General features: G+C 74.0%; 19 protein-coding genes. 9 read left to right on the top strand and 10 right to left on the bottom strand.

The genetic code is table 11. The features are described 5' to 3' along the window. Positions 1-92: 92 nt before the first annotated feature. From AA75_RS18380 to AA75_RS18370, 3 genes are all read right to left on the bottom strand, one after another. A complete protein-coding gene (locus AA75_RS18380; protein ID WP_033821161.1) occupies positions 93-1,583 on the bottom strand; it encodes an APC family permease in 1,491 nt (496 codons plus the stop codon). A 591-nt stretch (positions 1,584-2,174) separates the two neighbouring features. Continuing rightward, positions 2,175-3,935 carry a sodium:proton antiporter gene (locus AA75_RS18375; protein WP_033821160.1) on the bottom strand — a complete coding sequence of 587 codons (1,761 nt, stop codon included), beginning with the start codon at positions 3,933-3,935 and terminating at the stop codon, positions 2,175-2,177. After that, the gene (locus AA75_RS18370; protein WP_033821159.1) at positions 3,932-4,858 is read right to left on the bottom strand and encodes an aldose 1-epimerase family protein; all 927 of its coding nucleotides are present in this window, start codon (positions 4,856-4,858) and stop codon (positions 3,932-3,934) included. The genes AA75_RS18375 and AA75_RS18370 overlap by 4 nt, the downstream gene beginning before the upstream one ends. A 343-nt stretch (positions 4,859-5,201) precedes the next feature. Between AA75_RS18370 and AA75_RS18365 the strand changes: the two genes are divergently transcribed. From AA75_RS18365 to AA75_RS18345, 5 genes are all read left to right on the top strand, one after another. Next, positions 5,202-5,660: a DUF6325 family protein gene (locus AA75_RS18365; RefSeq protein ID WP_233289074.1), complete on the top strand. Its 459-nt coding sequence runs from the start codon at positions 5,202-5,204 to the stop codon at positions 5,658-5,660. A gap of 64 nt (positions 5,661-5,724) precedes the next feature. Continuing rightward, positions 5,725-6,009 carry an SHOCT domain-containing protein gene (locus AA75_RS18360; protein WP_033821157.1) on the top strand — a complete coding sequence of 95 codons (285 nt, stop codon included), beginning with the start codon at positions 5,725-5,727 and terminating at the stop codon, positions 6,007-6,009. A 115-nt stretch (positions 6,010-6,124) separates the two neighbouring features. Next, a complete protein-coding gene (locus AA75_RS18355; RefSeq protein ID WP_033821156.1) occupies positions 6,125-7,942 on the top strand; it encodes a glycoside hydrolase family 15 protein in 1,818 nt (605 codons plus the stop codon). Further along, the gene (locus AA75_RS18350; protein WP_033821175.1) at positions 7,939-8,859 is read left to right on the top strand and encodes a cyclase family protein; all 921 of its coding nucleotides are present in this window, start codon (positions 7,939-7,941) and stop codon (positions 8,857-8,859) included. Before AA75_RS18355 ends, AA75_RS18350 begins: the two co-directional genes overlap by 4 nt. Before the next feature lie 22 nt (positions 8,860-8,881). After that, entirely contained in the window at positions 8,882-10,462 is a 1,581-nt protein-coding gene (locus AA75_RS18345) for a GMC oxidoreductase (RefSeq protein ID WP_033821155.1), read from the top strand. 13 nt (positions 10,463-10,475) lie between these two features. Here AA75_RS18345 and AA75_RS18340 read toward each other — a convergent pair whose 3' ends face one another. Beyond that, entirely contained in the window at positions 10,476-11,072 is a 597-nt protein-coding gene (locus tag AA75_RS18340; protein ID WP_033821154.1) for a TetR/AcrR family transcriptional regulator, read from the bottom strand. 64 nt (positions 11,073-11,136) lie between these two features. Here AA75_RS18340 and AA75_RS18335 point away from each other — a divergent pair, with 64 nt between their 5' ends. Then, positions 11,137-11,631: a hypothetical protein gene (locus AA75_RS18335; RefSeq protein WP_033821153.1), complete on the top strand. Its 495-nt coding sequence runs from the start codon at positions 11,137-11,139 to the stop codon at positions 11,629-11,631. Positions 11,632-11,662: 31 nt separating this feature from the next. Here the strand turns inward: AA75_RS18335 and AA75_RS18330 are convergent, their stop codons facing one another. The 3 genes from AA75_RS18330 to AA75_RS18320 all read right to left on the bottom strand — a co-directional run bounded on the left by AA75_RS18330 (position 11,663) and on the right by AA75_RS18320 (position 15,086). Beyond that, positions 11,663-12,709 carry a cytochrome d ubiquinol oxidase subunit II gene (locus AA75_RS18330; RefSeq protein WP_033821152.1) on the bottom strand — a complete coding sequence of 349 codons (1,047 nt, stop codon included), beginning with the start codon at positions 12,707-12,709 and terminating at the stop codon, positions 11,663-11,665. Then, on the bottom strand, positions 12,697-14,178 hold the full coding sequence (locus AA75_RS18325; protein ID WP_033821151.1) for a cytochrome ubiquinol oxidase subunit I: 1,482 nt from the start codon (positions 14,176-14,178) through the stop codon (positions 12,697-12,699). The genes AA75_RS18330 and AA75_RS18325 overlap by 13 nt, the downstream gene beginning before the upstream one ends. Positions 14,179-14,246: 68 nt before the next feature. After that, the gene (locus AA75_RS18320; RefSeq protein WP_033821150.1) at positions 14,247-15,086 is read right to left on the bottom strand and encodes an SDR family oxidoreductase; all 840 of its coding nucleotides are present in this window, start codon (positions 15,084-15,086) and stop codon (positions 14,247-14,249) included. 265 nt (positions 15,087-15,351) lie between these two features. On the opposite strand from AA75_RS18320, the gene AA75_RS18315 reads away from it, so the two are divergent. Next, entirely contained in the window at positions 15,352-16,305 is a 954-nt protein-coding gene (locus tag AA75_RS18315; protein WP_033821149.1) for a DUF389 domain-containing protein, read from the top strand. Between the two features lie 20 nt (positions 16,306-16,325). On the opposite strand, the gene AA75_RS18310 is transcribed toward AA75_RS18315, so the two are convergent. Both AA75_RS18310 and AA75_RS18305 read right to left on the bottom strand, forming a co-directional pair. Continuing rightward, a complete protein-coding gene (locus AA75_RS18310; RefSeq protein WP_149038225.1) occupies positions 16,326-17,081 on the bottom strand; it encodes a 2-hydroxyacid dehydrogenase in 756 nt (251 codons plus the stop codon). 185 nt (positions 17,082-17,266) lie between these two features. Next, on the bottom strand, positions 17,267-17,824 hold the full coding sequence (locus AA75_RS18305) for a gluconokinase (protein WP_033821147.1): 558 nt from the start codon (positions 17,822-17,824) through the stop codon (positions 17,267-17,269). Positions 17,825-18,093: 269 nt separating this feature from the next. Between AA75_RS18305 and AA75_RS18300 the strand changes: the two genes are divergently transcribed. Both AA75_RS18300 and AA75_RS18295 read left to right on the top strand, forming a co-directional pair. After that, entirely contained in the window at positions 18,094-19,425 is a 1,332-nt protein-coding gene (locus tag AA75_RS18300) for a chloride channel protein (RefSeq protein ID WP_033821146.1), read from the top strand. A gap of 253 nt (positions 19,426-19,678) precedes the next feature. Continuing rightward, positions 19,679-20,545 (top strand): leishmanolysin-related zinc metalloendopeptidase, encoded by an 867-nt coding sequence (locus AA75_RS18295; RefSeq protein ID WP_033821145.1) that lies wholly within the window; start codon positions 19,679-19,681, stop codon positions 20,543-20,545. Between the two features lie 60 nt (positions 20,546-20,605). Here the strand turns inward: AA75_RS18295 and AA75_RS18290 are convergent, their stop codons facing one another. Next, on the bottom strand, positions 20,606-21,487 hold the full coding sequence (locus AA75_RS18290) for an S-methyl-5'-thioadenosine phosphorylase (RefSeq protein ID WP_033821144.1): 882 nt from the start codon (positions 21,485-21,487) through the stop codon (positions 20,606-20,608). Between the last annotated feature and the right edge of the window lie 52 nt (positions 21,488-21,539).

Raw genomic sequence — 21,539 nt, 5'->3', positions numbered from 1 at the left:
CGGGTGGAGTCGGCGGCACGGGGCCGGGGCGGGGGCAGGGGAGCCGGAAAACGCGAGGTGGGCCGGCCGCCTGGGCCGGCCCACCGGGTGGGTCACAGATCGGTGGCCAGGCCGTCCTGTCCTGCGCCGGACAGGGCCAGTTCGCTGTCCCCGTACCGGGCCTCGATGTCGTCGGCGTCGGCGGCGTCGAGCCGGGCCGGGCGGTAGTAGGAACTGCCCTTCATCCAGTACCAGGCCATCGGGATCAGCCCGAGCGCCAGGGTGCCGAGGCCGAGGCCCAGCTGCAGCGCGGTGAAGTCGAACAGCGCCTGCACGAAGACGAAGGCCATGAACAGCGCGCCGGCCAGCGGCCACAGGCCGATGAACACCGCGTTGGAGAGCGACTTGAGCAGCAGCCGGCGGTAGGCGACGACCACCGCGAGGCCGGCCAGCGCGTAGTAGAACGCGATCTGCAGGCCGATCGCGTTGACCGCGGCGGTGAGGATGGTGTTCACCGAGCCGAGCGCGTTGGAGCCGACGAACAGCAGCAGCGACACCACCGAGACGGCGGCCAGCGCCACCCACGGGGTCTGCCAGCGCAGGTGGGACTTGCCGAACACGGCGGGCACGGTGCGGTCACGGCCCATCGCGAACAGCGAGCGGGAGACCTGGATCAGGGTGGTCTCCAGGGTGGCGATGGTGGACAGCACCACGGCCACCACCAGCACCTTGCCGCCCCAGCCGGGCCAGACCGCCTCGCCGAGGTCGGAGAGCAGGGTGCCGCTGTTGGCCTGGATGTCGTCCTGGGTGATGATCAGGTTGACCGAGATGGTGATGATCTCGAAGATCGCGAACGCGGTGACCACGCCGAGCAGGCCGCCGAGACCGGCGTTGCGGCGGCTGTTGGTGGTCTCCTCGCTGAGGTTGGCGGTGACGTCCCAGCCCCAGAAGTAGAACGCGGCGATCAGTGCGGAGGCGGCGAAACCGCTCACCCCGCCGAAGTTGCCGAAGCCCCAGATCCAGGACCAGTCGAAGACCGCCGCCGTGCCGCCGTGGATCAGCGCCGCGACACCGAAGACGATCAGGATCAGCACCTCGATCCCGGTCATGATCCACTGGGCGTGGGCGGTGATCCGGGCGCCCATCAGCACCAGCGCCGCCATCACCAGGAACCAGCCGGCGCCGACGGTGGTGGCCAGCGCGGTGTTCTCGGCCAGGTCGGGCGAGAACAGCGACAGCGTGTACGAGCCGGCCGGCAGCGAGCCCGCCACCATGAACAGCGTGGCGGAGACCACCAGCGCCCAGCCGCTCATGAAGCCCAGCGACGGGTGCAGCGCCCGGCCGACCCAGGAGTAGCTGGCGCCGGCGTTGACGTCGATCCGGCCGAGGTACTTGAACGCCCAGGCGATGCCCAGCATCGGTATCGCGCACCACAGCAGGGCGGCGGGCGAGTACAGCCCGGCGGCCCCGGCGAGGGTGGCGGTGGTGGCGGCGAGCGAGTAGGCCGGAGCGCTTCCGGCCACCGCCATCACGATCGTGTCGAAGGTCCCGAGGACGTTCGACCGCAGGCCTGACCTTCCTTGGGAGGTGTGCCCAGAGCTCATCGGTGGCGCCTTTCCTGCCATGCCGCAGGGCACGCCGGCCTCGGCGCGCCCGCGAAGGGGGGGTGTCGGTCGCCCGGGTCGCCGGGCGTACGCGGGTCCGCCGCCGATGGGGCGCGGGGCGGTCCGCGGTGCTGCGGGAGTGGTCTGTACCGCGGTGGGACGGCTGCGGCGGCCCGGGAGGGGAAGCGGGGAAGCGGGGGGAGCAACGCAGTCCCGCCCGCCGTCGGCCGGCGACTCTGCCGCCTGCGGGCCTCACTGCTCCCGGCGGGGACACCGACCGGGAATGGCCAGGAGTATTTCCACTGGCCAAATCGCTGTCAAGGCAACCAGGTTGATAATCGGTTAATTGTGTCGGGACAGCCGCCGCTCATCCCGGTCCGATCGGACACGACGGATCCCGTCGCCACCGGAAAACAGCCAGTCGATCCGGTGCGTACGACCTGCCCCGCTGCTGCACGACACCCCCCGACGGTCGCGGCGGCCCACCCGGACCGGGTCCCGCCGGCCGGTGCCCGGCGTCCGCCCACCGGACACCGAGACCGGCCCCCGACCTGTCCGTATGCCGGACACCGCAGGCCGGCTGACGGCCGGTCAGGTCGAGCGGGCCGGTACCAGCACCACCACCGAGTCACCCGGCCCGGGCAGCGGCCGACTGGCGTCGGTCACCGGGTCCAGCCGCCCGTCGCCGCGCACCAGGAACAGCAGGTCTCCCCCGGGCGGGAGCGCCGCGTCCGCGCTCCGGGCGACGATGCCCGCGCCGTCCGCGTACCGGCCGGCCAGCTCGGGCCCGGTCAGCTCCGGGCCGAAGAGCACCTCGCCGCCGAGAAACGGCGCCACCACCCCGAGGCTGTCGCGCGGCGCGGCCAGCCGGTGCACCGTGCCCTCCACGGTGCCGCGCAGCACGGTGGCGGCGAGCGCGTTGAAGTCGTCCTCCTCGGTGAGGAAGTAGACCGCCGTGATGCCCTCCAGCTGCGCGCCCTCGCCGGTCGCGGCGGCCAGCAGCTCGCCGGGGGCCAGTTCGATCCCTGCCCGCCCGATGTGTTCCCGCTGGCGTTCCTGGCCGGCCCACATCAGCACGTCGAGACCGGCCGCCTTCAGGGCCGTGCCCAGCCCGATCACCCACGGCTCGCCGCCGACCAGCAGCGGACGCGAACGGGCCGGCCGGATCACCCGCAGGCGCCGGGCGACCGGCAGCGCGGTCAGGCCGTAGAGCGTCACGGTGGCGACGATCACCACGAAGGTGGCCGGGAGGATCTTGGCCGCGCCGCCGATGCCCTGCTTCACCAGGCCCGCCGAGAAGGTCGACGCGGTGGCCGCCGCGACGATGCCGCGCGGCGCCATCCAGCCGACGAAGGCCCGCTCGCCCCGGGACAGGTCGGTGCCGCGGCAGGACAGCACCGACACCAGCGGCCGTACCGCGAACACCAGCACCCCGGCCAGCGCCAGTGCGGGGAGCAGCACGTGGTTCAGCGAGGCGGGGGTGACCGTCGCCGAGATCGACACGAACAGCACGCCGATGATCAGGGTCACCAGGGTCTCGAAGAACGGCCGCCGGGCCGGCACGTCGAAACCCCGCAGGTTGGCCACCGCCAGGCCCATCACCACCGCGGAGATCAGCCCGGTGTCGTCGCGCAGCACGTCGCACAGGGCGGCGGTCCCGATCACCGCGGCCAGCTGCGCCGCGGTGCCGAGCACCTCGCCGAGGCGCAGCCGACGGAACAGCACCCACAGGACGGCCGCGCCCAGCAGCCCGCCCGCCACGCCGACGCCGACGCTGCCGAAGAACGCGAAGACCCCGGCGCCGAGGTGGCGGCTGTGCCCCGAGACCACCAGGTGGAAGACGAGCGCGCCGAGGATGCCGCCGACCGGGTCGATCAGCGAGCCCTCCCAGACCAGGATGTGCTGCAGCCGGTCGTTGGGCCGCACGAACGCGAGCAGCGGGCCGACCACGGTGGGGCCCGAGACCACCAGGATGGTGCCGAGCATCAGGCCTGCCCCCTTGGCCAGGCCGAGCAGCGGGATGGCGAGGGCCGCGGCGGACAGCGCGGTGACCAGCACGCCGATCCAGATCAGCCGGACCACCACCCGCCGGACGTGGCCGGTGAGTTTGGACAGTTCCAGGCCGAGTCCGGCGTCGTAGAGGATGACCGCGACCGCCAGCGACACCAGCGGGGAGAAGGCCGCTCCTAGCAGTTGCTGCGGGTCGAGGTCGTCGACGAAGGCCCCGGCGGTGAAGCCGACCGGCAGCAGGACGATCAGCGCGGGGATCCGCAGCCGTCCCGCCAGGATCTGCGAGCCGACGGCCAGGACCACGGTCAGACCGACCCCGGTGAGGATCTGATCGGTCGTCACGCTCCGTGCCGCCAAGGGGTGATCCCCCAGCGCACGGTGTGCTGCTCACCCGGGCCGAGGGTGACCAGTCCGGTGCCGCTGCGGAAGGCGTCCGGCGGGCAGGTCATCGGCTCGACGGCGACCGCCCGGCGGCGCTCGCCCGGCGGGAGGGTGTCGCCGGTGTAGAGCTGGACCCAGTCGACGCCCTCGCCGAGCCACAGGTCCACGCCGCGGCTGCCGTCCGGGTGGGCGAGCCGGACGATGGCGCGCCCGTCCGCGCCCCGGTCGAGGTCGCCGAAGGCGGTGTCCAGCGGCAGGTCGCCGATGGCGCGCGCGGTGCGGAAGTCGTACGGGGTGCCGGCCACCGGCTCCTGTCCGGTGGGCAGGCCGCGCCCGTCGGTGGTGATCCGGGTCCGGGCGGGCAGGGTCAGCACGCTCAGGTCGACCGGCGCGGTGCCGGCCGTCAGGTACGGGTGCTGGCCGACGCCGTACGGGGCCGGGTCCCCGCCCAGGTTGCGGGCGGTGACGGCGGTCTCCAGCCCGGCCGGGCCGAGCGTGTACGCGGCGCGGACCCGCAGGTGGAAGGGGTAGCCGGGCTGCGGCCACAGGGTGGTCTCCAGGACGGCCCGGGCGGGGTCGGACCCGACGGTGTGCCAGGCGGTCCAGCGCAGCAGCCCGTGGATGGCGTTGCCGGCCGGTGCCTCGGAGAGCGGGAGCTGGAGTTCGCGGTGCTGCCACCGGTAGCGGCCGTCGCCGACCCGGTTGGGCCAGGGCACCAGCAGCTGGCCGCGGCCGCCGGTGATCAGGTCGTCGGCGCCGAACCCGTCCAGGACCGGGGTGCCGGCCAGTTCCAGCGACCGCAGCGCGGCGCCGAGTTCGACCACGACGGCGCTCAGCTCGCCGTGCCGCAGGCGCAGCTGGGCTCCGGTCGGGGTCTCGGGCACGCGGGGGCCTCCTGTGGTCTGCGGCGCGCCGGGCGGCCGGGGTCCGGCGGGCCGGGCGGCGGATCGTACTCCGGGAGCGTGCGGGCCGCCCGCCGCCGAGTCAAGGGGCCGCCCGGCGAGCCGTCGAATGCCCCGCCGGATTTCGCCCGGCGGGGCCATTCCCGGCGCCTTCCGGGGCGGGGATCGGCCCGTCCGCAGGCCCCGGGCGGAAGCTTTCCCGGGGTGCACCCGACCGGGGACGGTGGTTCTATGAACGGGGGTGTCGTGACGGACGCGCACACGTGTGGGCATTCTCCCCCACCTCGTCGAATCGCCCCGAACCGAACCATCCGAGGGAGCCGACGTGAGCGACGAAATTGCCGAAATGGGTCCGGTCGACTATCTGATCGTCGAATTCCCCGGGAATCACATGACCGGGGAGGGGTTCCCGCTCCTGGTCGACCTGGTGGACCGGGGCATCATCCGCCTCATCGACCTGGTCTTCGTCCGCAAGGACACCGACGGCTCGGTGACCGTCATGGAACTGACCGACCTGGACGGCGACGGCGACCTCGACCTCGCGATCTTCGAGGGGGCGTCCTCCGGGGTCCTCGACGAGGACGACATCGAGGAGGCGGCGCACGCCGTCGAGCCGGGGAACTCGGCCGGCATCGTCATCTACGAGAACCTCTGGGCCGCCCCGCTCGCCGCCGCCCTGCGCCGCGGCGGTGCCCAGGTGGTCGACAGCGGCCGGATCCCGGTCCAGCAGCTGGTCGAGACCCTGGAGGCGCTGGAGGCCGCCGAGACCGGCGCCGGCATGTGAGCCGCCGCGCGGCGGCGCCGCACCCGGCGTCGCCACCTTTGACGTCCCCCCAAGGAGCACGAACATGCCTGGTCTACTTCGCGGCGTCGCCCGCACCGCGGTGGTCGCCGGTACGGCGACGGCCGTCTCCAACCGGGTGTCCCGGCGCCAGGCCGGCCGCTGGGCCCAGCAGGAACAGCAGCAGGCCCCCGCACCGGCCCCCGCACCCGCCGCGCCGCCGCCGGCCGCGCCCGCCGACAGCATGGGCGACAAGATCTCCCAGCTCAAGGAACTCGCCGAGCTCAAGTCCCAAGGGGTTCTGACCGAGGCGGAGTTCGAGGCCCAGAAGGGCCGCCTGCTCAACTCCTGAGGCGGTCCCCGGCCCCCTCCGCGGCGGTCCTGAAGGAGCGTCGGCCGGGCCTGCGGGCGCCCGGCCCCGGGGCGGGGCTGTGCCGAGGACCGCCGGAGAGAAGTCGGAGCCAGCCATGGACCGCTACCCTCCCATCGCCGAACACGGCCTGGTCGGCGACCTGCAGACCACCGCCCTGGTCTCCTCCCAGGGCGTGATCGACTGGTTCGCCGCCCCGCGGTTCGACTCGCCGAGCATCTTCGCCGCGCTGCTCGACCACGACCGCGGCGGTTACTTCCTGCTCGCCCCCGACCAGCCGGACGCCATCTGCAAACAGCTCTACTACCCGGACACCGCCGTACTGGTGACCCGCTTCATGTCACCGGACGGCGTGGGCGAGGTGGTCGACTACATGCCGCCGCTGACCGGCCCCGCGAGCGACCGGCACACCCTGGTCCGGCTGGTGCGCACGGTGCGCGGCACGGTGACGTTCAAACTGGAGTGCCGGCCCCGGTTCGACTACGGCCGCGCCGAGCACGAGAGCTCGCTCGGCGAGGCCGGAGCGGTGTTCCGCGCCCCCGGGATCGCCGCGCACCTGCAGAGCACCTTCCCGCTGGAGCGCGACGGCCGGGACATCCGCGGCACCCTCACCCTGTCCGCCGGCGAGGTCGGCGGCGCCGTGCTGACCGTCTGCGACCCGGACGGCGAGCCGCCCGCGCCGCTGGACCGCAAGCAGGTCGAGGAACAGACCTGGGGGGTGGCCCAGTTCTGGCAGCGCTGGCTGCACACCTCCCGGTACCGCGGCCGCTGGCCCGAGCTGGTGCACCGCTCCGCGATCACCCTCAAGCTGCTCACCTACCACCCCACCGGCGCGCTGATCGCCGCCGCGACCATGGGCCTGCCCGAGCAGGTCGGCGGGGAGCGCAACTGGGACTACCGCTACACCTGGGTGCGCGACGGCTCGCTGTCCGTCCGGGCGCTGCTCGACCTGGGCTTCGTCGACGAGGCCACGGCCTTCGTGCACTGGCTGGTCGCCCGGCTGCACGAGCGTTCGGGCACCGAGGGCGAGCGGCTGAAGACCATGTACCGGGTGGACGGCGACCCGGACCTGCCGGAGATCAACCTGGACCACTTCGAGGGCTACCGGGGCTCCTTCCCGGTCCGGGCCGGCAACGGCGCCGCCGACCAACTTCAGCTCGACATCTACGGCGAGGCGATGTACGCGCTCTCACAGAGCAAGGCCATCGTGCAGCAGGCCACCTACACGGGCTGGCAGGCGCTGTCCTCGACGCTGGACTGGCTGGCCGAGTCCTGGGACCGGCCCGATGAGGGCATCTGGGAGACCCGCGGCGGACGTAAGGACTTCACCTACAGCCGGCTGATGTGCTGGGTCGCGCTCGACCACGGCCTGCAGCTCGCCGACGCGTTCCGGCGGCCCGCCCACACCGCCAAGTGGGCCGCGGCCCGGGACGCCGTACTCGAGCAGATCATGGAACGCGGCTGGAGCGAGACCGAGCAGGCCTTCGTCCAGCAGTACGGCGCGGACGTGCTGGACGCCTCGCTGCTGCTGATGCCGCGGGTCAAGTTCATCGCCCCGCGCGACCCGGTCTGGCTGTCCACCCTGGACGCGATGGACCGCAAGCTGGTCTCCGACAGCCTGGTCTACCGCTACGACCCGGCCGCCTCCCCCGACGGCCTGCGCGGCTCGGAGGGCACCTTCAGCCTCTGCACCTTCCTGTACGTGGACGCGCTGGCCCGCGCCGGGCGGGTGCCGCTGGCCCGGTACACCTTCGAGAAGATGCTGACCTACGCCAACCACGTCGGCCTGTTCGCCGAGGAGGTCGGCCCGAGCGGCGAGCAACTGGGCAACTTCCCCCAGGCGTTCACCCACCTGTCGCTGATCATGGCGGCCACCACACTGGACGAGGCGCTCGACGAGCTGGAGGGGCGCTGAGCACCGGCCCGCCGCCGGCCCCCGGGGCGCTCGACGCCCGGGAGTTCGCCGCGCTCTACGCACGGGTCCGGCGACCGGGCGGCCCGGCCGCGGCCACCCCCGAGCAGGTGGTGGCCGCCGCGGCCGAGGTCCGCTCCGGGCGGACGGTGGGCCTGGCCGCGCCGGTGGAGACCCGGGCCGGCCCGGACGACCCGGAGCCCGCCCGGCACGAGATGACCGGCGCCGTCCGCGGCGCGGTCGACCCGCACGGCCTGGACTTCGCCCGGGACCGGTTCGCCATGAACGTGCACGGCGACGCCGACAGCCACCTCGACGCGCTCTGCCACGTCGTCTACCACGGCACGCTGCACGACGGCGTCCCCGCCGACACCCTCGCCCCGGACGGTGCGCGGGCGCTGAGCGTCGAGGCGGCCCGGGACGGCATCGTCGGCCGGGGGGTGCTGCTCGACCTCCCCCGGCTGCGCGGCGTGCCGTGGCTGGAGCCCGGCGAACACGTCGGCGCCGCCGAACTGGCCGCCGCCGAACGGGCCCAGGGCGTCCGGGTGGGCGCCGGGGACATTCTGCTGGTCCGGGTCGGGCACCGGCGGCGGCGCACCGAACTCGGCCCGTGGGACGCCGCCGTCACCCGCGCCGGGCTGCACCCGAGCGCCATGGAGTTCCTCGCCGAGCGCGGTGTCACCGCGCTCGGCGGCGACGGCAACAACGACGCGGCGCCCAGCACCACCGAGGGCGTCGCGTACCCGGTGCACGTGCTCGCCGTCCACGCGATGGGCCTGCACCTCCTGGACTACCTGCAGTTCGAGGACCTGGCAGCGGCCTGCGCGGCCGCCGGCCGGTGGTCGTTCCTGTGTGTGGTGGCCCCCCTGCGACTGCCCGGCGCCACCGGCTCGCCGGTCAACCCCATCGCGATCATGTGAGCACGGCACGAAAGGCAGGACCGTGACCGAGAACCAGCACTACGACGTGATCATCATCGGCACCGGTGCGGGCGGCGGCACGCTCGCCCACCGCCTCGCCCCCTCCGGCAAGCGGATCCTGCTGCTGGAACGCGGCGGCTACCTACCCCGCGAGCTGGACAACTGGGACTCCACCGCGGTCTTCGTCCAGGGCAGGTACCTCGCCCCGGAGACCTGGTACGACCGGCACGGCAAGGAGTTCACCCCGGAGGTCAACTACTACGTCGGCGGCAACACCAAGTTCTACGGCGCCGCACTGTTCCGGCTGCGCCCCGAGGACTTCGGCGAACTCCACCACCACGACGGCATCTCCCCGGCCTGGCCGATCCGCTACGAGGACCTGGAGCCGTACTACACCGAGGCCGAGCACCTCTACCTGGTGCACGGCCGGCACGGCGAGGACCCCACCGAGGGCCCGGCCGGCGCTGACTACGCGTACCCGCCGGTCGCCCACGAGCCGCGGATCCAGCAGCTCAGCGACGACCTGGAGAAGCAGGGCCTGCACCCGTTCCACCTGCCGATCGGGGTAGACCTCACCCAGGACGCGGACGGCCGGGCGGCCCACACCAGCGCCTGCATCCGCTGCAGCCGGGTGGACGGCTTCCCGTGCCTGCTCAACGCCAAGTCGGACAGCCAGGTGATCTGCGTCGACCCCGCCCTGCAGCACCCGGGCCTCACGCTGCTGACCGGGGCCGACGTCCGCCGGCTGGAGACCGGCCCGGACGGGCGGACCGTCACCGCGGTGGTCACCGAACTCGCCGACGGGAGCACCGAGCGGTTCTCCGCCGACCTGGTGGTGGTCGCCTGCGGTGCGGTCAACTCGGCCGCGCTGCTGCTGCGTTCGGCCAACGACCGGCATCCGCGCGGGCTGGCCAACAGCTCGGACGTGGTCGGCCGGCACTACATGCGGCACAACAACCTGGCCCTGATGGCCGTCTCCCGGGAACCCAACCCCACCGTGTTCCAGAAGACCCTCGCCCTCAACGACTGGTACCTCGGCGCGGACGACTTCGAGTACCCGCTCGGCGGCATCCAGATGCTCGGCAAGTCCGACGCCGAACAGATCCGCGGGGAAGCGCCGCGCTGGGCGGGCAAGGCCTCGCCGCGGATGCCGTTCGAGGTGCTGGCGCACCACGCCGTCGACTTCTGGCTGTGTGGGGAGGACCTGCCGCTGCCCGACAGCCGGGTCACCCTGGACGGCGAGGGCCGCATCCACCTGTCCATCGACGAGCACAACAACACCGCCGGACTGGAACGCCTCCAGCACCGGCTGCGCGGCATGCTCGACAGTCTCGGCATGCACCCCCGCCGGCTCTTCGACCACAGCATCTACCTGCACAAGGGCATGCCGATCGGCGCCACCGCCCACCAGGCCGGCACCGTGCGCTTCGGCACCGACCCCGCCTCCTCCGCACTCGACGTCGACTGCCGGGCCCACGACCTGGACAACCTGTACGTGGTCGACACCAGCTTCTTCCCGAGCATCGGCGCGGTGAACCCGTCCCTGACCGCCATCGCCAACGCCCTGCGGGTCGGCGACCACCTCCTGGCCCGCCTGAACTGACCGGCCCGGCCGGCTACCCGGCGCAGGGGCGGGCGAGGAGTGTCGCCGTGGATTCCTCGGCGAGCTCCTCGGCGTACGGCGGCAGCGGGTCGCCCGCCCGCAGATGGCGGCGGACCACGGCCAGCGGCAGGTCGATCAGGGCCAGGACGACCCGGTCACGGTCCTGGGGGCCGGCCGCGCCGAGCGCTTCGGCGAGGGTGGCGAGGGAGCCGAACACGCGCTGATTGCCCAGGTCCGCACGGTCCTTGTGGGCCTCGGACCAGTCGGCGCGGCCGAACTCCCCGGGTCCGTACAGGAGCAGCGCGGCCTCCTGCGGGTGGGCGCGGCTCCAGGAGACCACGTGCCGGGCTGCGGCGCGGGCGGCGAGCCGCGGGTCGGGGTCGCTGCCGAGCGCGGCGAAGTAGCCGTCCTGGAAGCGCTCGACGCTGCGCAGCCACACCTCGGCGAGCAGGGCGGTCCGGCCGGGGAAGCGGTGGTACACGGAGCCGCTCGGCGCGCCGACCGCCTGGGCGACGGCGGTCATGGTCACGTCGGCCGGGCCGCCGGTGGCGGCGAGGAGGACCGCGGCGTCGAGGAGTTGGCCGGTGTCGAAGCGGGGTGGTCGCGCCATGAATAAGAGAGTAGCCTCCAGAACAACTAGAGAGACTTCTCTAATTTGCTTCCGAGGGGGACCCATGCCCGTCTACAACGTGCACGAGCGCGTGCTGGCCGCCGACCCGGGCGAGGTGGGCGCGCTCATCGACGGCCTGTCCGGCGGGACGGCCGGCCGGCCGGACCGGCTGTGGCCGCACGCCCAGTGGCCCGCGATGGAGTTCGACCGCCCGCTGGCGGCGGGCGCGGTGGGCGGCCACGGACCGGTCCGCTACACGGTCACCGCGTACGTGCCCGGCACCTGGGTGCGGTTCGCCTTCAGCGGGCCGCGCGGTTTCGACGGCTTCCACGAGTTCACGGCGCTGCCGCTGGACGGGGGGCGCACGGTCCTGCGGCACACCCTCGCCATGCGGACCGGCGGCCCCGCGCGGCTGAGCTGGCCGCTGGCCTTCCGCTGGATGCACGACGCCTGCCTGGAGGACGCCTTGGACCGCGCCGAACAGGCCTGCACCGGCACGGTGTCCCGGCCGTCCCGCTGGTCCCCGTACGTCCGCCTGCTGCGCTCGCTCGCCCGCTGACGGCCCGGCCACCGTTCAGCGGGGCGGAGGGTCAGGGCAGGTCGTCGCCCTTGGCGTGGCCGGTGGTGCCGGTGTCGGCGTCGGTCAGCGGTTCCAGTTCGCCGTGGGTGTCCAGCCAGAAGAGCAGGACCAGCGCGGGCCCGACCAGCAGCACGGCGACCAGCGTGACGATGAGCAGCCAGGTCAGGGTGTCCCCGTCGCCGGCGGCGTCCGCGACGGTCAGGGTGGTGGGCAGCAGGTAGGGGCGCTGGGCGAAGCCCCAGGCGACGACGGTCAGGGCGACGGCGGCGGACGCTGTCCAGCGGCTCCAGCGGTGGGCCCGGCGCAGCAGCAGCACGGCGGTGGCCGCGCCGGCCGCCGCGGCCAGCAGGATCAGCGCCAGCCCGGCGCCGCCGGTCAGGCCGTCCCAGACGTAGCGGGCGTCGTCGTGGGTGACCGGCAGGCCGATCAGGGCCAGCACGACGACGGCGCCCAGCGCGCACAGGGCGCGCAGCCGGAAGTAGCCGACCAGGTCGTCGGCGCCGAAGCGCCGGGCGTCGGAGCAGAGGAACACCGCGCCGAGGAAGGCGGTGGCCGCGATGGCCAGCAGCCCCGCCAGGACGGAGGTGGGGTTGGCCCAGGCGTCGGCGGTGGCGGGGGTGCCGACGGCGACCCGGCCGGAGGCGATGCCGCCGAGGACGGCGCCCAGGAAGAAGGGGGTGACCAGGGAGGCGACGGCGAACGTCGCGCCGTAGATCCGCCGCCGGGCGAGACGCCGGGTGGGCTTGCGCAGCGCGAAGCCGGCGCCGCGCAGCACCAGGCCGACCGCGGCGAGCGCCAGCGGCAGCCACATCGCGGTGAACACCGCCTGGAACATGGTGGGGAAGCCGGTCCACATCACGACCAGCACGAAGACCAGCCAGACGTTGTTGACCTCCCAGACGGGGGCCATCGCATGGTCGATCAGCCAGCGCGGCCGCTCGCCGCGCCGCGCTCCGCCGGCCAGCAGGTCCCAGAACCCGGCGCCGTAGTCGGTGCCGCCCGCGCAGGCGTACGCGGCGACGGCGAGCACCAGCACCCAGGCGATCACCTCGGCCATCGGGCCCCACCTCCGGGGGTGCGGTCGCGGCCGCCGTCGACGGTGGCGGGCAGCCGGTCGCCGCGGGGCCCGTACGGGGTGTCGGCCTCGGGTGCGGCGCCGGCCGGGCCCGCGGTGTCGAGGTCGGTGGCGCGCCAGCGGGTGCGCATCTTGAGCAGCACGGTGAGGAATCCGGCGATCACCGCCGCGTAGACCACGATGACGATGCCGAGCATCGCCCACAGCGAGCCGGCCCGGGTGCCGGTGACGGCGTCGGCGACCCGCATGTTGTTGTAGACGATCCACGGCTGGCGGCCGACCTCGGTGGTGATCCAGCCGCACTCGACGGTGAGCAGGCAGGCGGCCCCGGCGACGGCGGCGCAGCGCAGGAACCATCGTGAGCGGGGCAGGTCGAGGTGGCGCAGCCGGATCCACCCGTACCAGAGGGCGAGCAGGATCAGCAGGCTGCCGATGACGGCCATGGTGTCGAAGGCCCAGTGCGCGATGGTGGCCTGGAGGGCGGTCGGGCGGTCGTCCGCGGCGACCGAGCTGAGGCCGGTGACCTGGGTGCTGGGTTTGAACCCGGCCAGGATGGAGTCGAGTTGGGGGATCTTCAGGCCGCCGGAGATGGTGCCGTCCTCGTTCAGCCGGCCGTAGATGTACTCGGGGACGTGGGTGTCGGTGTCCCAGACCAGCTCGGTGGCGGCGAACTTGATCGGCTGTTTGTGGAAGACCGAACGGGCGATGGAGTCACCGAGCACGAACTGGATCGGGGTGAGGATCGCGGCGACGGTGAACGGGACGGTGAAGCCGAGCAGGTGGTAGCGGTCGTGGCGGCCGCGCAGCAGGCCTACCGCGTACACGCCGGCGGTCACGTAGGCAGCGGTGAGGAACATCGCGGCCGCGAAGTGCCAGTACTCGGGGCCGAACATGGGCGTGAACACGGCCTGCCGGACGCTGACGCCGACCGGGTTGCCCTCGGCGTCGAGGGTGAAGCCCTGCGGGGTGTTCATCCAGGAGTTGGCGGCGACGATGCCGAACGCGCCCATCAGCGCGGTCAGCGGCAGCGGGACGCCGAGCCAGAAGTGCGTCCAGGGCTTGAGCCGCCGCCAGCCGTACAGGTAGATCGCGATCAGGACGGCCTCCAGGAAGAACGCCCAGGCCTCGACCCCGAACCCGAGGCCGAACACGTCGCCCCAGCGGCCCAGCATGCCCGGCCAGAGCAGCCCGAACTCGAGGGACAGCACGGTGCCGGTGACCACGCCGATGGCGAACTGCACGGCCATCACCGCCGACCAGCGCCGGGCCAGCAGCATCGCCGTCGCGTCCTGGCGGCGCAGGCCGCGCAGGTGCATCAGCAGGGTGATGAACGGCAGTGCGACGCCGAACGGGACCAGCAGGATGTGGGTGGCCAGCGAGAAGGCCATCAGCTCGCGTGCGGGCAGGAGTTGGGGCGGGGTGCCGGCGAGGAGGGCGGCGGTGCCGTGCATGGGTGCCTCTGTCTCGTACCGGGGGCCGGCCGGGGCCCGGACCGGGGGCGGGGTCGGGTGGCGGCGGGTCAGCCTCCGGTGGCGAAGCCCGGGAAGAGGGTCATCCCGCCGTCGACGTACAGCGTGGTGCCGACCACGTAGTCGAGCAGGTCGGAGGCGACGGCGACGACGGCGTTGGCGATGTCGTCCGGGTCGCCGACCCGGCGGTACGGGATGAGCTTGAGCAGTTCCGCCTCGGCCTCGGGGGTGGACCAGGCGTCGGTGTTGATGGGGGTGCGGATGGCGCCGGGGGCGACCGCGTTGACCCGGATCCGCTGCGGGGCGAGCTCCTGGGCGAGGGTCTGCATCAGCATGCCGACGCCGCCCTTGGAGGAGGCGTAGTTGACGTGGCCGGCCCACGGGATGATCTGGTGCACCGAACTCATGCAGATGATCTTCCCGGCCGACCGGGAGACCTCCGGCACCACGCCCCGGCGGACGAACTCCTTGGCGGCCTCGCGGGCGCACAGGAACTGGCCGGTCAGGTTGACGTCGATGACCTTCTGCCACTGGGCGAGCGTCATCTCGGTGGAGGGCGCGTCCCGTTGCAGTCCGGCGTTGGCGACCATGATGTCGATGGTGGAGAGCTCCTCGACCATCCGGGCGACCATCGCCACCACCTGGTCCTCGTCGGAGACGTCCGCCTCGTGGGCGTAGGCCCGCACCCCGAACCCCTGGAGGGTGGCGACCACCTCGGCGGCGGCGTCGGCGCCGGCCACGTAGTTGACCACCACGTCGGCGCCGGCCCGGCCGAGCGCGATCGCGGTCGCCTTGCCGATGCCCGAGTTGGCGCCGGTCACCAGCGCCTTCTGGCCCTTCAGGAGTTGCGCGGAGACCGCCGTGCGCCCCGTACCGTCGCCTGCTGCCACCGGGTCTCTCCTCCTGCCGTCGGGCCGGCCCCGCGGGCCGGTGAGGACCGCGGGTCCTCCCGAGGACCAAACCACCGTGCGGGTGCCCGGGGTCCGACCGGCACGCGGGCCGCACCGATCCGGGGGCGTACGTCACACCACCGGCCTACCGCGCCGCCGGAACAGGGGGATCCGGTCGCCCGGGCGGCCCAGCGGGCGTCGCTCGTTGGTGGCGCGGCGCCGCGCTCGGGGCGGGCCGGCCGGGCGGCTGGCCCAGGATGGCCGGATGGACATGCTCCACGTCCGGCTGGTGGTGCCGCCGGACCTCGCCGCCGCGACGCTCCGCACGCTGGCCGACGACCGCTACGTGTTCAACCTGGTGGTGCTCCCGGCCGCGGCCCGGCACCCCGCGGGCGACGCAGTCGAGTGCGACGTGCTGGCCGGGGCGGCCAACGGCCTGCTGCGGCGGCTGCGCGCGCTGGAGGTGGAGCGGCGCGGGTCGATCGTGGTGGAGCCGGTGGAGATGGCGCTGTCCGGCCCGGCGGCCGCGGCGGAGTCGGGCCGGCTCGGCCCGCTGGCGCACGCGCCGGTGTGGGAGGAGGTGGAGGCCCGGATCCGCGCCGAGGGCACCTACCTGCCGAGCTTCTACCTGTACCTGACGGTGGCGGGGATCATCGGCGCGGTAGGGATCATCACCAACTCGCAGATCCTGATCGTGGCGGCGATGGTGGTCGGACCCGAGTACGGGGCGATCACCAGCGTGGCGCTCGGCCTGGAGCACGGCAACCGGCGCCGGGTCCGGCAGGGCCTGCTGGCGCTGCTGATCGGCTTCGGTTCGGCGGTGCTGGCCACCTTCCTGTTCGCGCTGCTGGTCCGGGGGCTGGGGCTGCAGCCGACGGCGTTCGCGCTCGGCCTCCGGCCGGTGTCCGACCTGATCGACACGCCGAACTTCTACTCGGTGGTGGTGGCGGTGCTGGCCGGTGTGGTCGGGATCGTCTCGCTGACCCAGGCCAGGACCAGCGCACTGCTCGGGGTGTTCATCTCCGTCACCACCATCCCGGCGGCGGCCGACGTCGGGGTCTCCTGCGCGTTCTCCAGCTTCACGGAGGCGCGCGGGGCACTGGCGCAGCTGCTGCTCAACATCGTCGTGCTGATCGTGGTCGGAGTGCTCACGCTGAAGGGCCAGCACCGGATCTGGCGGCTGATCGAGAGCCGTGAGCGGCGCTCGCACCGGGTCTGACCCCTGCGGACCTGACGGGGTCAGGCCTCGGCGGCCGGGCCGACCCGGTTCAGCGGCGGCTCGCCGCGCAGGTGGCGCTGGAGCTGGGTACGGATCAGCCGCAGCGCCCGCGGGCGGAACGCGGTGCTGTTGCCGCCGACGTGCGGGCTGATCAGCACCCCGGGGGCGTGCCAGAGCGGATGGCCTGGCGGCAGCGGCTCCGGGTCGGTGGTGTCCAGGGCCGCGGTGAGCCGGCCGGTGGCGAGTTCGGCGAGCAGCGCGGAGGTGTCCACCACCGCGCCGCGGGCGACGTTCACCAGCAGCGCGCCGTCGCGCAGCCGGGCCAGGAAGTCCCGGCCGGCCAGGCCCCGGGTGGCGGCGGTCAGCGGCACGGTGAGGATCACCACGTCGGCCCGGGGCAGCAGGGTGTCGAGGTCGGCCAGGCCGTGCACCTCGCCGCGGGCGCCCGGCCGGGCGGTGCGGGCCACCCGCAGCACGGTGCACTCGAACGGGGCGAGCCGGGCCTCCACCGCCTGGCCGATGGCGCCGTACCCGACCAGCAGCACGGTGCGGTCGGCGAGCGCGGGGTGGCAGCCGCCTTCCCAGCGGCCTTCCTGCTGGGCCCGGACGAAGCCGGGAACGCCGCGCAGCGCGGCCAGCGTGAGGGTGAGCGCCAGCTCGGCGGTGCTGGCGTCGTGCACCCCGCGCGCGTTGCACAGCAGGACGCCGCGCGGGACGTGCGGGAGCAGTTCCTCGACTCCGGCGCTCAGGCTCTGCACCACCCGCAGCCGCGGCATCAGGCCGAGAAGCGGCAGCGCGCGGTGGGTGCGGGTGTACGGGATGACGAAGAACTCGATGCCGGCCAGCGCGGCCGCGTCGGGCGGCTCGGCGGCGCCGTCCCAGACCAGCGCCTCGGGCGGACCGGGCAGGGGGGCGCCCAGGTCGGCGAGCGGGTACGGGAGCAGGATCCGGGCGGGGCCCGTCACGGCGTGTCCGGGCGCTCGGCGGCCAGCAGCGCCAGCGCGGTGTCGGCCGTCCGTGCGGCGCTGTCGTCGGGGCCGGCGCCGACCGGAACCACCACGACGTCCTCCCCCGGGCCGGGCTCCTCGAGTTCGGCGAACTGGCTGTCCATCAGCCGGGCCGGGAAGAAGTGGCCGTGGCGCTCGGTCAGCCGCTCGGCGACCAGCGCGCGGTCGGCCTTCAGGTACACCATGCGGACCTGCGGGCGGCCCTCGCGCAGCAGGTCGCGGTAGGAGCGCCGGAGCGCGGAGCAGGCCACCACGGCCGACTCGCCGGCCGCGATCCGCTCGTCTGCCCAGTGCGCGACGGCGAGCAGCCAGGGCCTGCGGTCCTCGTCGGTGAGCGGGTGGCCGGCGGCCATCTTGGCGCGGGCCTGCGGGGCGTGCAGGTCGTCGGCGTCCTCGAAGGCCCAGCCGAGCCGCTCGGCGAGCAGCGCGCCGACTGTGCTCTTGCCGCAGCCGGCCACGCCGAGCACCACGAGGACGGTGGGTCCGGGTCCCGGATCCGCCTCTGTCGCCACCGTCGCTCCCCGTCCCTCGGCCCGCCGGGCCGGTGCGGCCCGTGGCAGGAGCCAAGCACCCCGGTGTGCCGCGCCGCGCCGTGGTGCCCGTCGGGCCACCCGGCCGGGCGGCCCGGATCACCCGTGCGGAGCAGCGCGCGGGTGCCGGGGCGCCGACCCGCCGTCAGGGCCGCGGGGACGAATGCGGATGAACCGCCCGTACTGCTGGCATCATCGACCCGGACCCTGGGCGCCATGCCCCGCGGGACGGTGACGAGGAGGCCTGCTGGATGGCATCGGACCAGCCGCCGGGCGGCGCTGAGGGCGCACTGGCCGCCGACCCGTCGGCGGTGCTGCGCAGCCGGGGGTACCTCGCTCTGCTGGTGGTCGCGGCGGTGCTGGGTGTGGTGCTGTCGGCGGGCGCGTGGGGCTTCCTGCAACTGGTGGCGAAGATCCAGCACGCCGTCTTCGACGACCTGCCGACCTCGCTCGGCTTCGACGGGGCGCCGCCGTGGTGGCCGCTGCCGCTGCTGGCGGTGTCCGGTGTGCTGGTCGCGCTGACCATCCGCTACCTGCCGGGCAACGGCGGCCACGAGCCGGCCGAGGGGCTCAACACCAAGGGCGCGCCGTCGGCGGCCGAGCTGCCGGGGGTGCTCTTCGCGGCGCTGGCCTCGCTGGGGCTCGGTGCGGTGGTCGGCCCCGAGGCGCCGCTGATCGCGCTCGGCGGCGGGATCGCGCTGTACGCCTTCCGGCTGCTGCGGCCGGACGCCGACGGCCGGGCGCAGGCGGTGGTGGCGGCCTCCGGCAGTTTCGCGGCGATCAGCGCCCTGCTGGGCTCGCCGCTGCTCGGCGCGTTCCTGCTGATGGAGGCGTCGGGGCTGGGCGGCCCCACGATGGGGGTGGTGCTGCTCCCGGGGCTGCTGGCCTCCGGTGTCGGCTCGCTGATCTTCACCGGGCTCGGTTCGTGGACCGGACTGGGCAACGTCACCCTCGTCATCCCGAGCCTGCCGCCGGTCGGCCGCGCCGACATCGCGCAGTTCGGCTGGGCGCTGGTGATCGGCGTCGCGGCGGCGTTCCTCGGCATCGGGGTGCAGCGCACGGCGCGGTGGTTCGAGCCGCGGGTGGGCCGGCGGCGGCTGTGGTGGACCCCGGTGATGGGCCTGGTCGTGGCTGGGGTCGCCATCGCGTACGCCGAGGGCACCGGGAAGGCCGACTCGGACGTGCTGTTCTCCGGGCAGGACGCGCTGCCCCAACTGCTGCTGCACCAGGGCGACTACACGGCGGCGACCCTGGTGCTGCTGGTGGCCTGCAAGAGCATCGCGTACTGCGTGTCGCTGTCGGCGTTCCGCGGCGGTCCGATCTTCCCGGCGATGTTCCTGGGCGCGGCGGGCGGGCTCGCGATGTCGCACCTGCCGGGGCTGCCGTACGTGTCCGCGGCGGCGATGGGGATGGGGGCGATGTCGGTGGCGCTGCTGCGGCTGCCGATGACCTCGACCCTGCTGGCCACGCTGCTGCTGGGTTCCGACGGCGTCACCGTGATGCCGCTGGTGATCGTCTCGGTCGTGGTCTGCCACGTGACCGCGTCCCGGCTGCTGCCGAAGCCCGCCGCCCCGGCGAAGTGACGGCCGCCACCGCGCGTAGCGGCCGACGGCCCGTCGGGTACGGCGGGTAGCGGCGGAGCGCCCTTCCGGTACCCCGGGTGACGGTCAACCGCCCTGCGGGCACGGCCGGTAGCGGATCCGCGGAGCGCTCCGTGACCGGCCGGCCCGGGGCCCGGCGGCGGGTCCGGCAGCGGGCGCGCATTGTACCGGCGGTGCGCCTACGGTGGATTGAGGGAGGGATTCGGCACGGATCCACACCCTGTCTGGAGTGGTCATGGGCAAGTACAGCACAGGCACGTTCAGAACCTACCGAGCGGTCGCCGACCTCGCCCGAGCACAGCAGATCGCCGCGACGACCTCGCCGTTCACGATCGAGGTGAGGTTCCTCGGCGGGCTGACGGAGACTCAGGAGAAGGCCTTCGCCAAGGCCGCCGACCGCTGGGCCCAGGTCATCGTCGGCGACCTGGACACCGCGGTGGTCGGCTCCGACGTCATCGACGACCTGCTGGTGGAGGCCGAGGGCGTCGAGATCGACGGCACCGGGAACATCCTCGGCATGGCGGGCCCCACCGACTTCCGCGACGCGTCCGCCGTCTCCGGCGCGGGCCTCCCGGCGAAGGGGACGATGCGCTTCGACTCGGCCGACCTGGAGCAGATGGAGGCCGACGGCACCCTGGTCGACGTCATCACCCACGAGATGGGACACGTCCTGGGGATCGGCACCACGTGGAACGCCTTCGGCCTGCTGGCCGGGGCCGGGACCACCAACCCGACCTTCACCGGGCGCAGCGCCGAGGCCGAGTTCGGCAAGCTGCTCGGCAAGGGCGGCGAGGCGGTCGCGGTACCGGTGGCGAACGTCGGCGGCCCGGGCTCCCGGGACAGTCACTGGCGGGAGTCGGTGTTCAGCAACGAGCTGATGTCGCCGTCCATCGCCGGCCCCGGCAACCCGCTCAGCCGGCTCACCGTGGCGAGCCTGGAGGACATCGGCTACCAGGTCGACCTCGACGCCGCCGACCCGTACGACCTGCCGGACCTGCTCGGCATCGCCTCCTCGGGCGCGGGTGTGGCCCGCAGCGGCCTGGTCAACGGCGGTGTGGTGCTGCCGGTCATCCCCACCGGGCGGCCCGCGGGGCGGCCCTGACGGACCGCCGCCGCCCCGACCCGGCCGGGCGCGGGCCCGTCCGGGCCGGCCGGCGGGCGGTCAGTGCGCTGGCAGGCCGGTCTCCAGCCCGTCCAGGGCGTGCGAGCAGACGCAGTCCCGGTGCGCGGGCAGGCCCGCCAGCGCCGAGAACAGCACGGTCCGCAGCCGGTCGACGTTGCGCGCGAAGACCGCCAGCACCTCGGTGTGGGTGACGCCCTCGCCGCTCTCCACCCCCGCGTCCAGGTCGGTGACCAGCGCCAACGAGCTGTAGCAGAGCCCCAGTTCGCGGGCGAGCACGGCTTCGGGGTGGCCGGTCATCCCGACCACCGACCAGCCGTTCGCGGCGAACCAGCGTGACTCCGCCCGGGTGGAGAACCGCGGGCCCTCCACCACCACCAGGGTGCCGCCGTCCACCGGCTCCCAGGCGTGCCCGCGGGCGGCGGCCAGCACCGCCGCCCGCCCGTCGGGGCAGTACGGGTCGGCCACCGAGACGTGCACCACCGACGGCAGCGAGCCGTCCGGCAGCGGCACCCCGTCGTAGAAGGTCTGCACCCGCCCGGCCGTCCGGTCCACGAACTGGTCCGGCACCACCAGCGTCCCCGGTCCGTACTCCGGGCGCAGCCCGCCCACCGCGCACGGCCCGAGCACCTGCCGCACCCCGAGCGAGCGCAGCGCCCACAGGTTGGCGCGGTAGTTGATCCGGTGCGGCGGCAGGCTGTGGCCGCGGCCGTGGCGCGGCAGGAAGGCGACCGGACGGCCGGCCACCTCGCCGAGGAAGACCGAGTCGCTGGGCGGCCCGTACGGGGTGTCGACGGTGACCTCGGTGACGTCCTCCAGCAGCGCGTACAGGCCGGAGCCGCCGATCACGCCGAGTTCGGCCCGGGCGGGACCTGCGGGACCTGCGGGACCTGCTGACAGCGGACCTGATACCGAGTCGGCCATGGGCTCTTGTCTCCTTGCGGGTTGACGTGCGGGTGAACGGCGCGGGGCCCGG

This window comes from Kitasatospora sp. MBT63, assembly GCF_000710465.2.
GTDB lineage: Bacteria > Actinomycetota > Actinomycetes > Streptomycetales > Streptomycetaceae > Kitasatospora.
The sequence above is the reverse complement of the archived record's forward strand: the minus strand, read 5'-3'. Positions and strand labels throughout refer to the sequence as shown.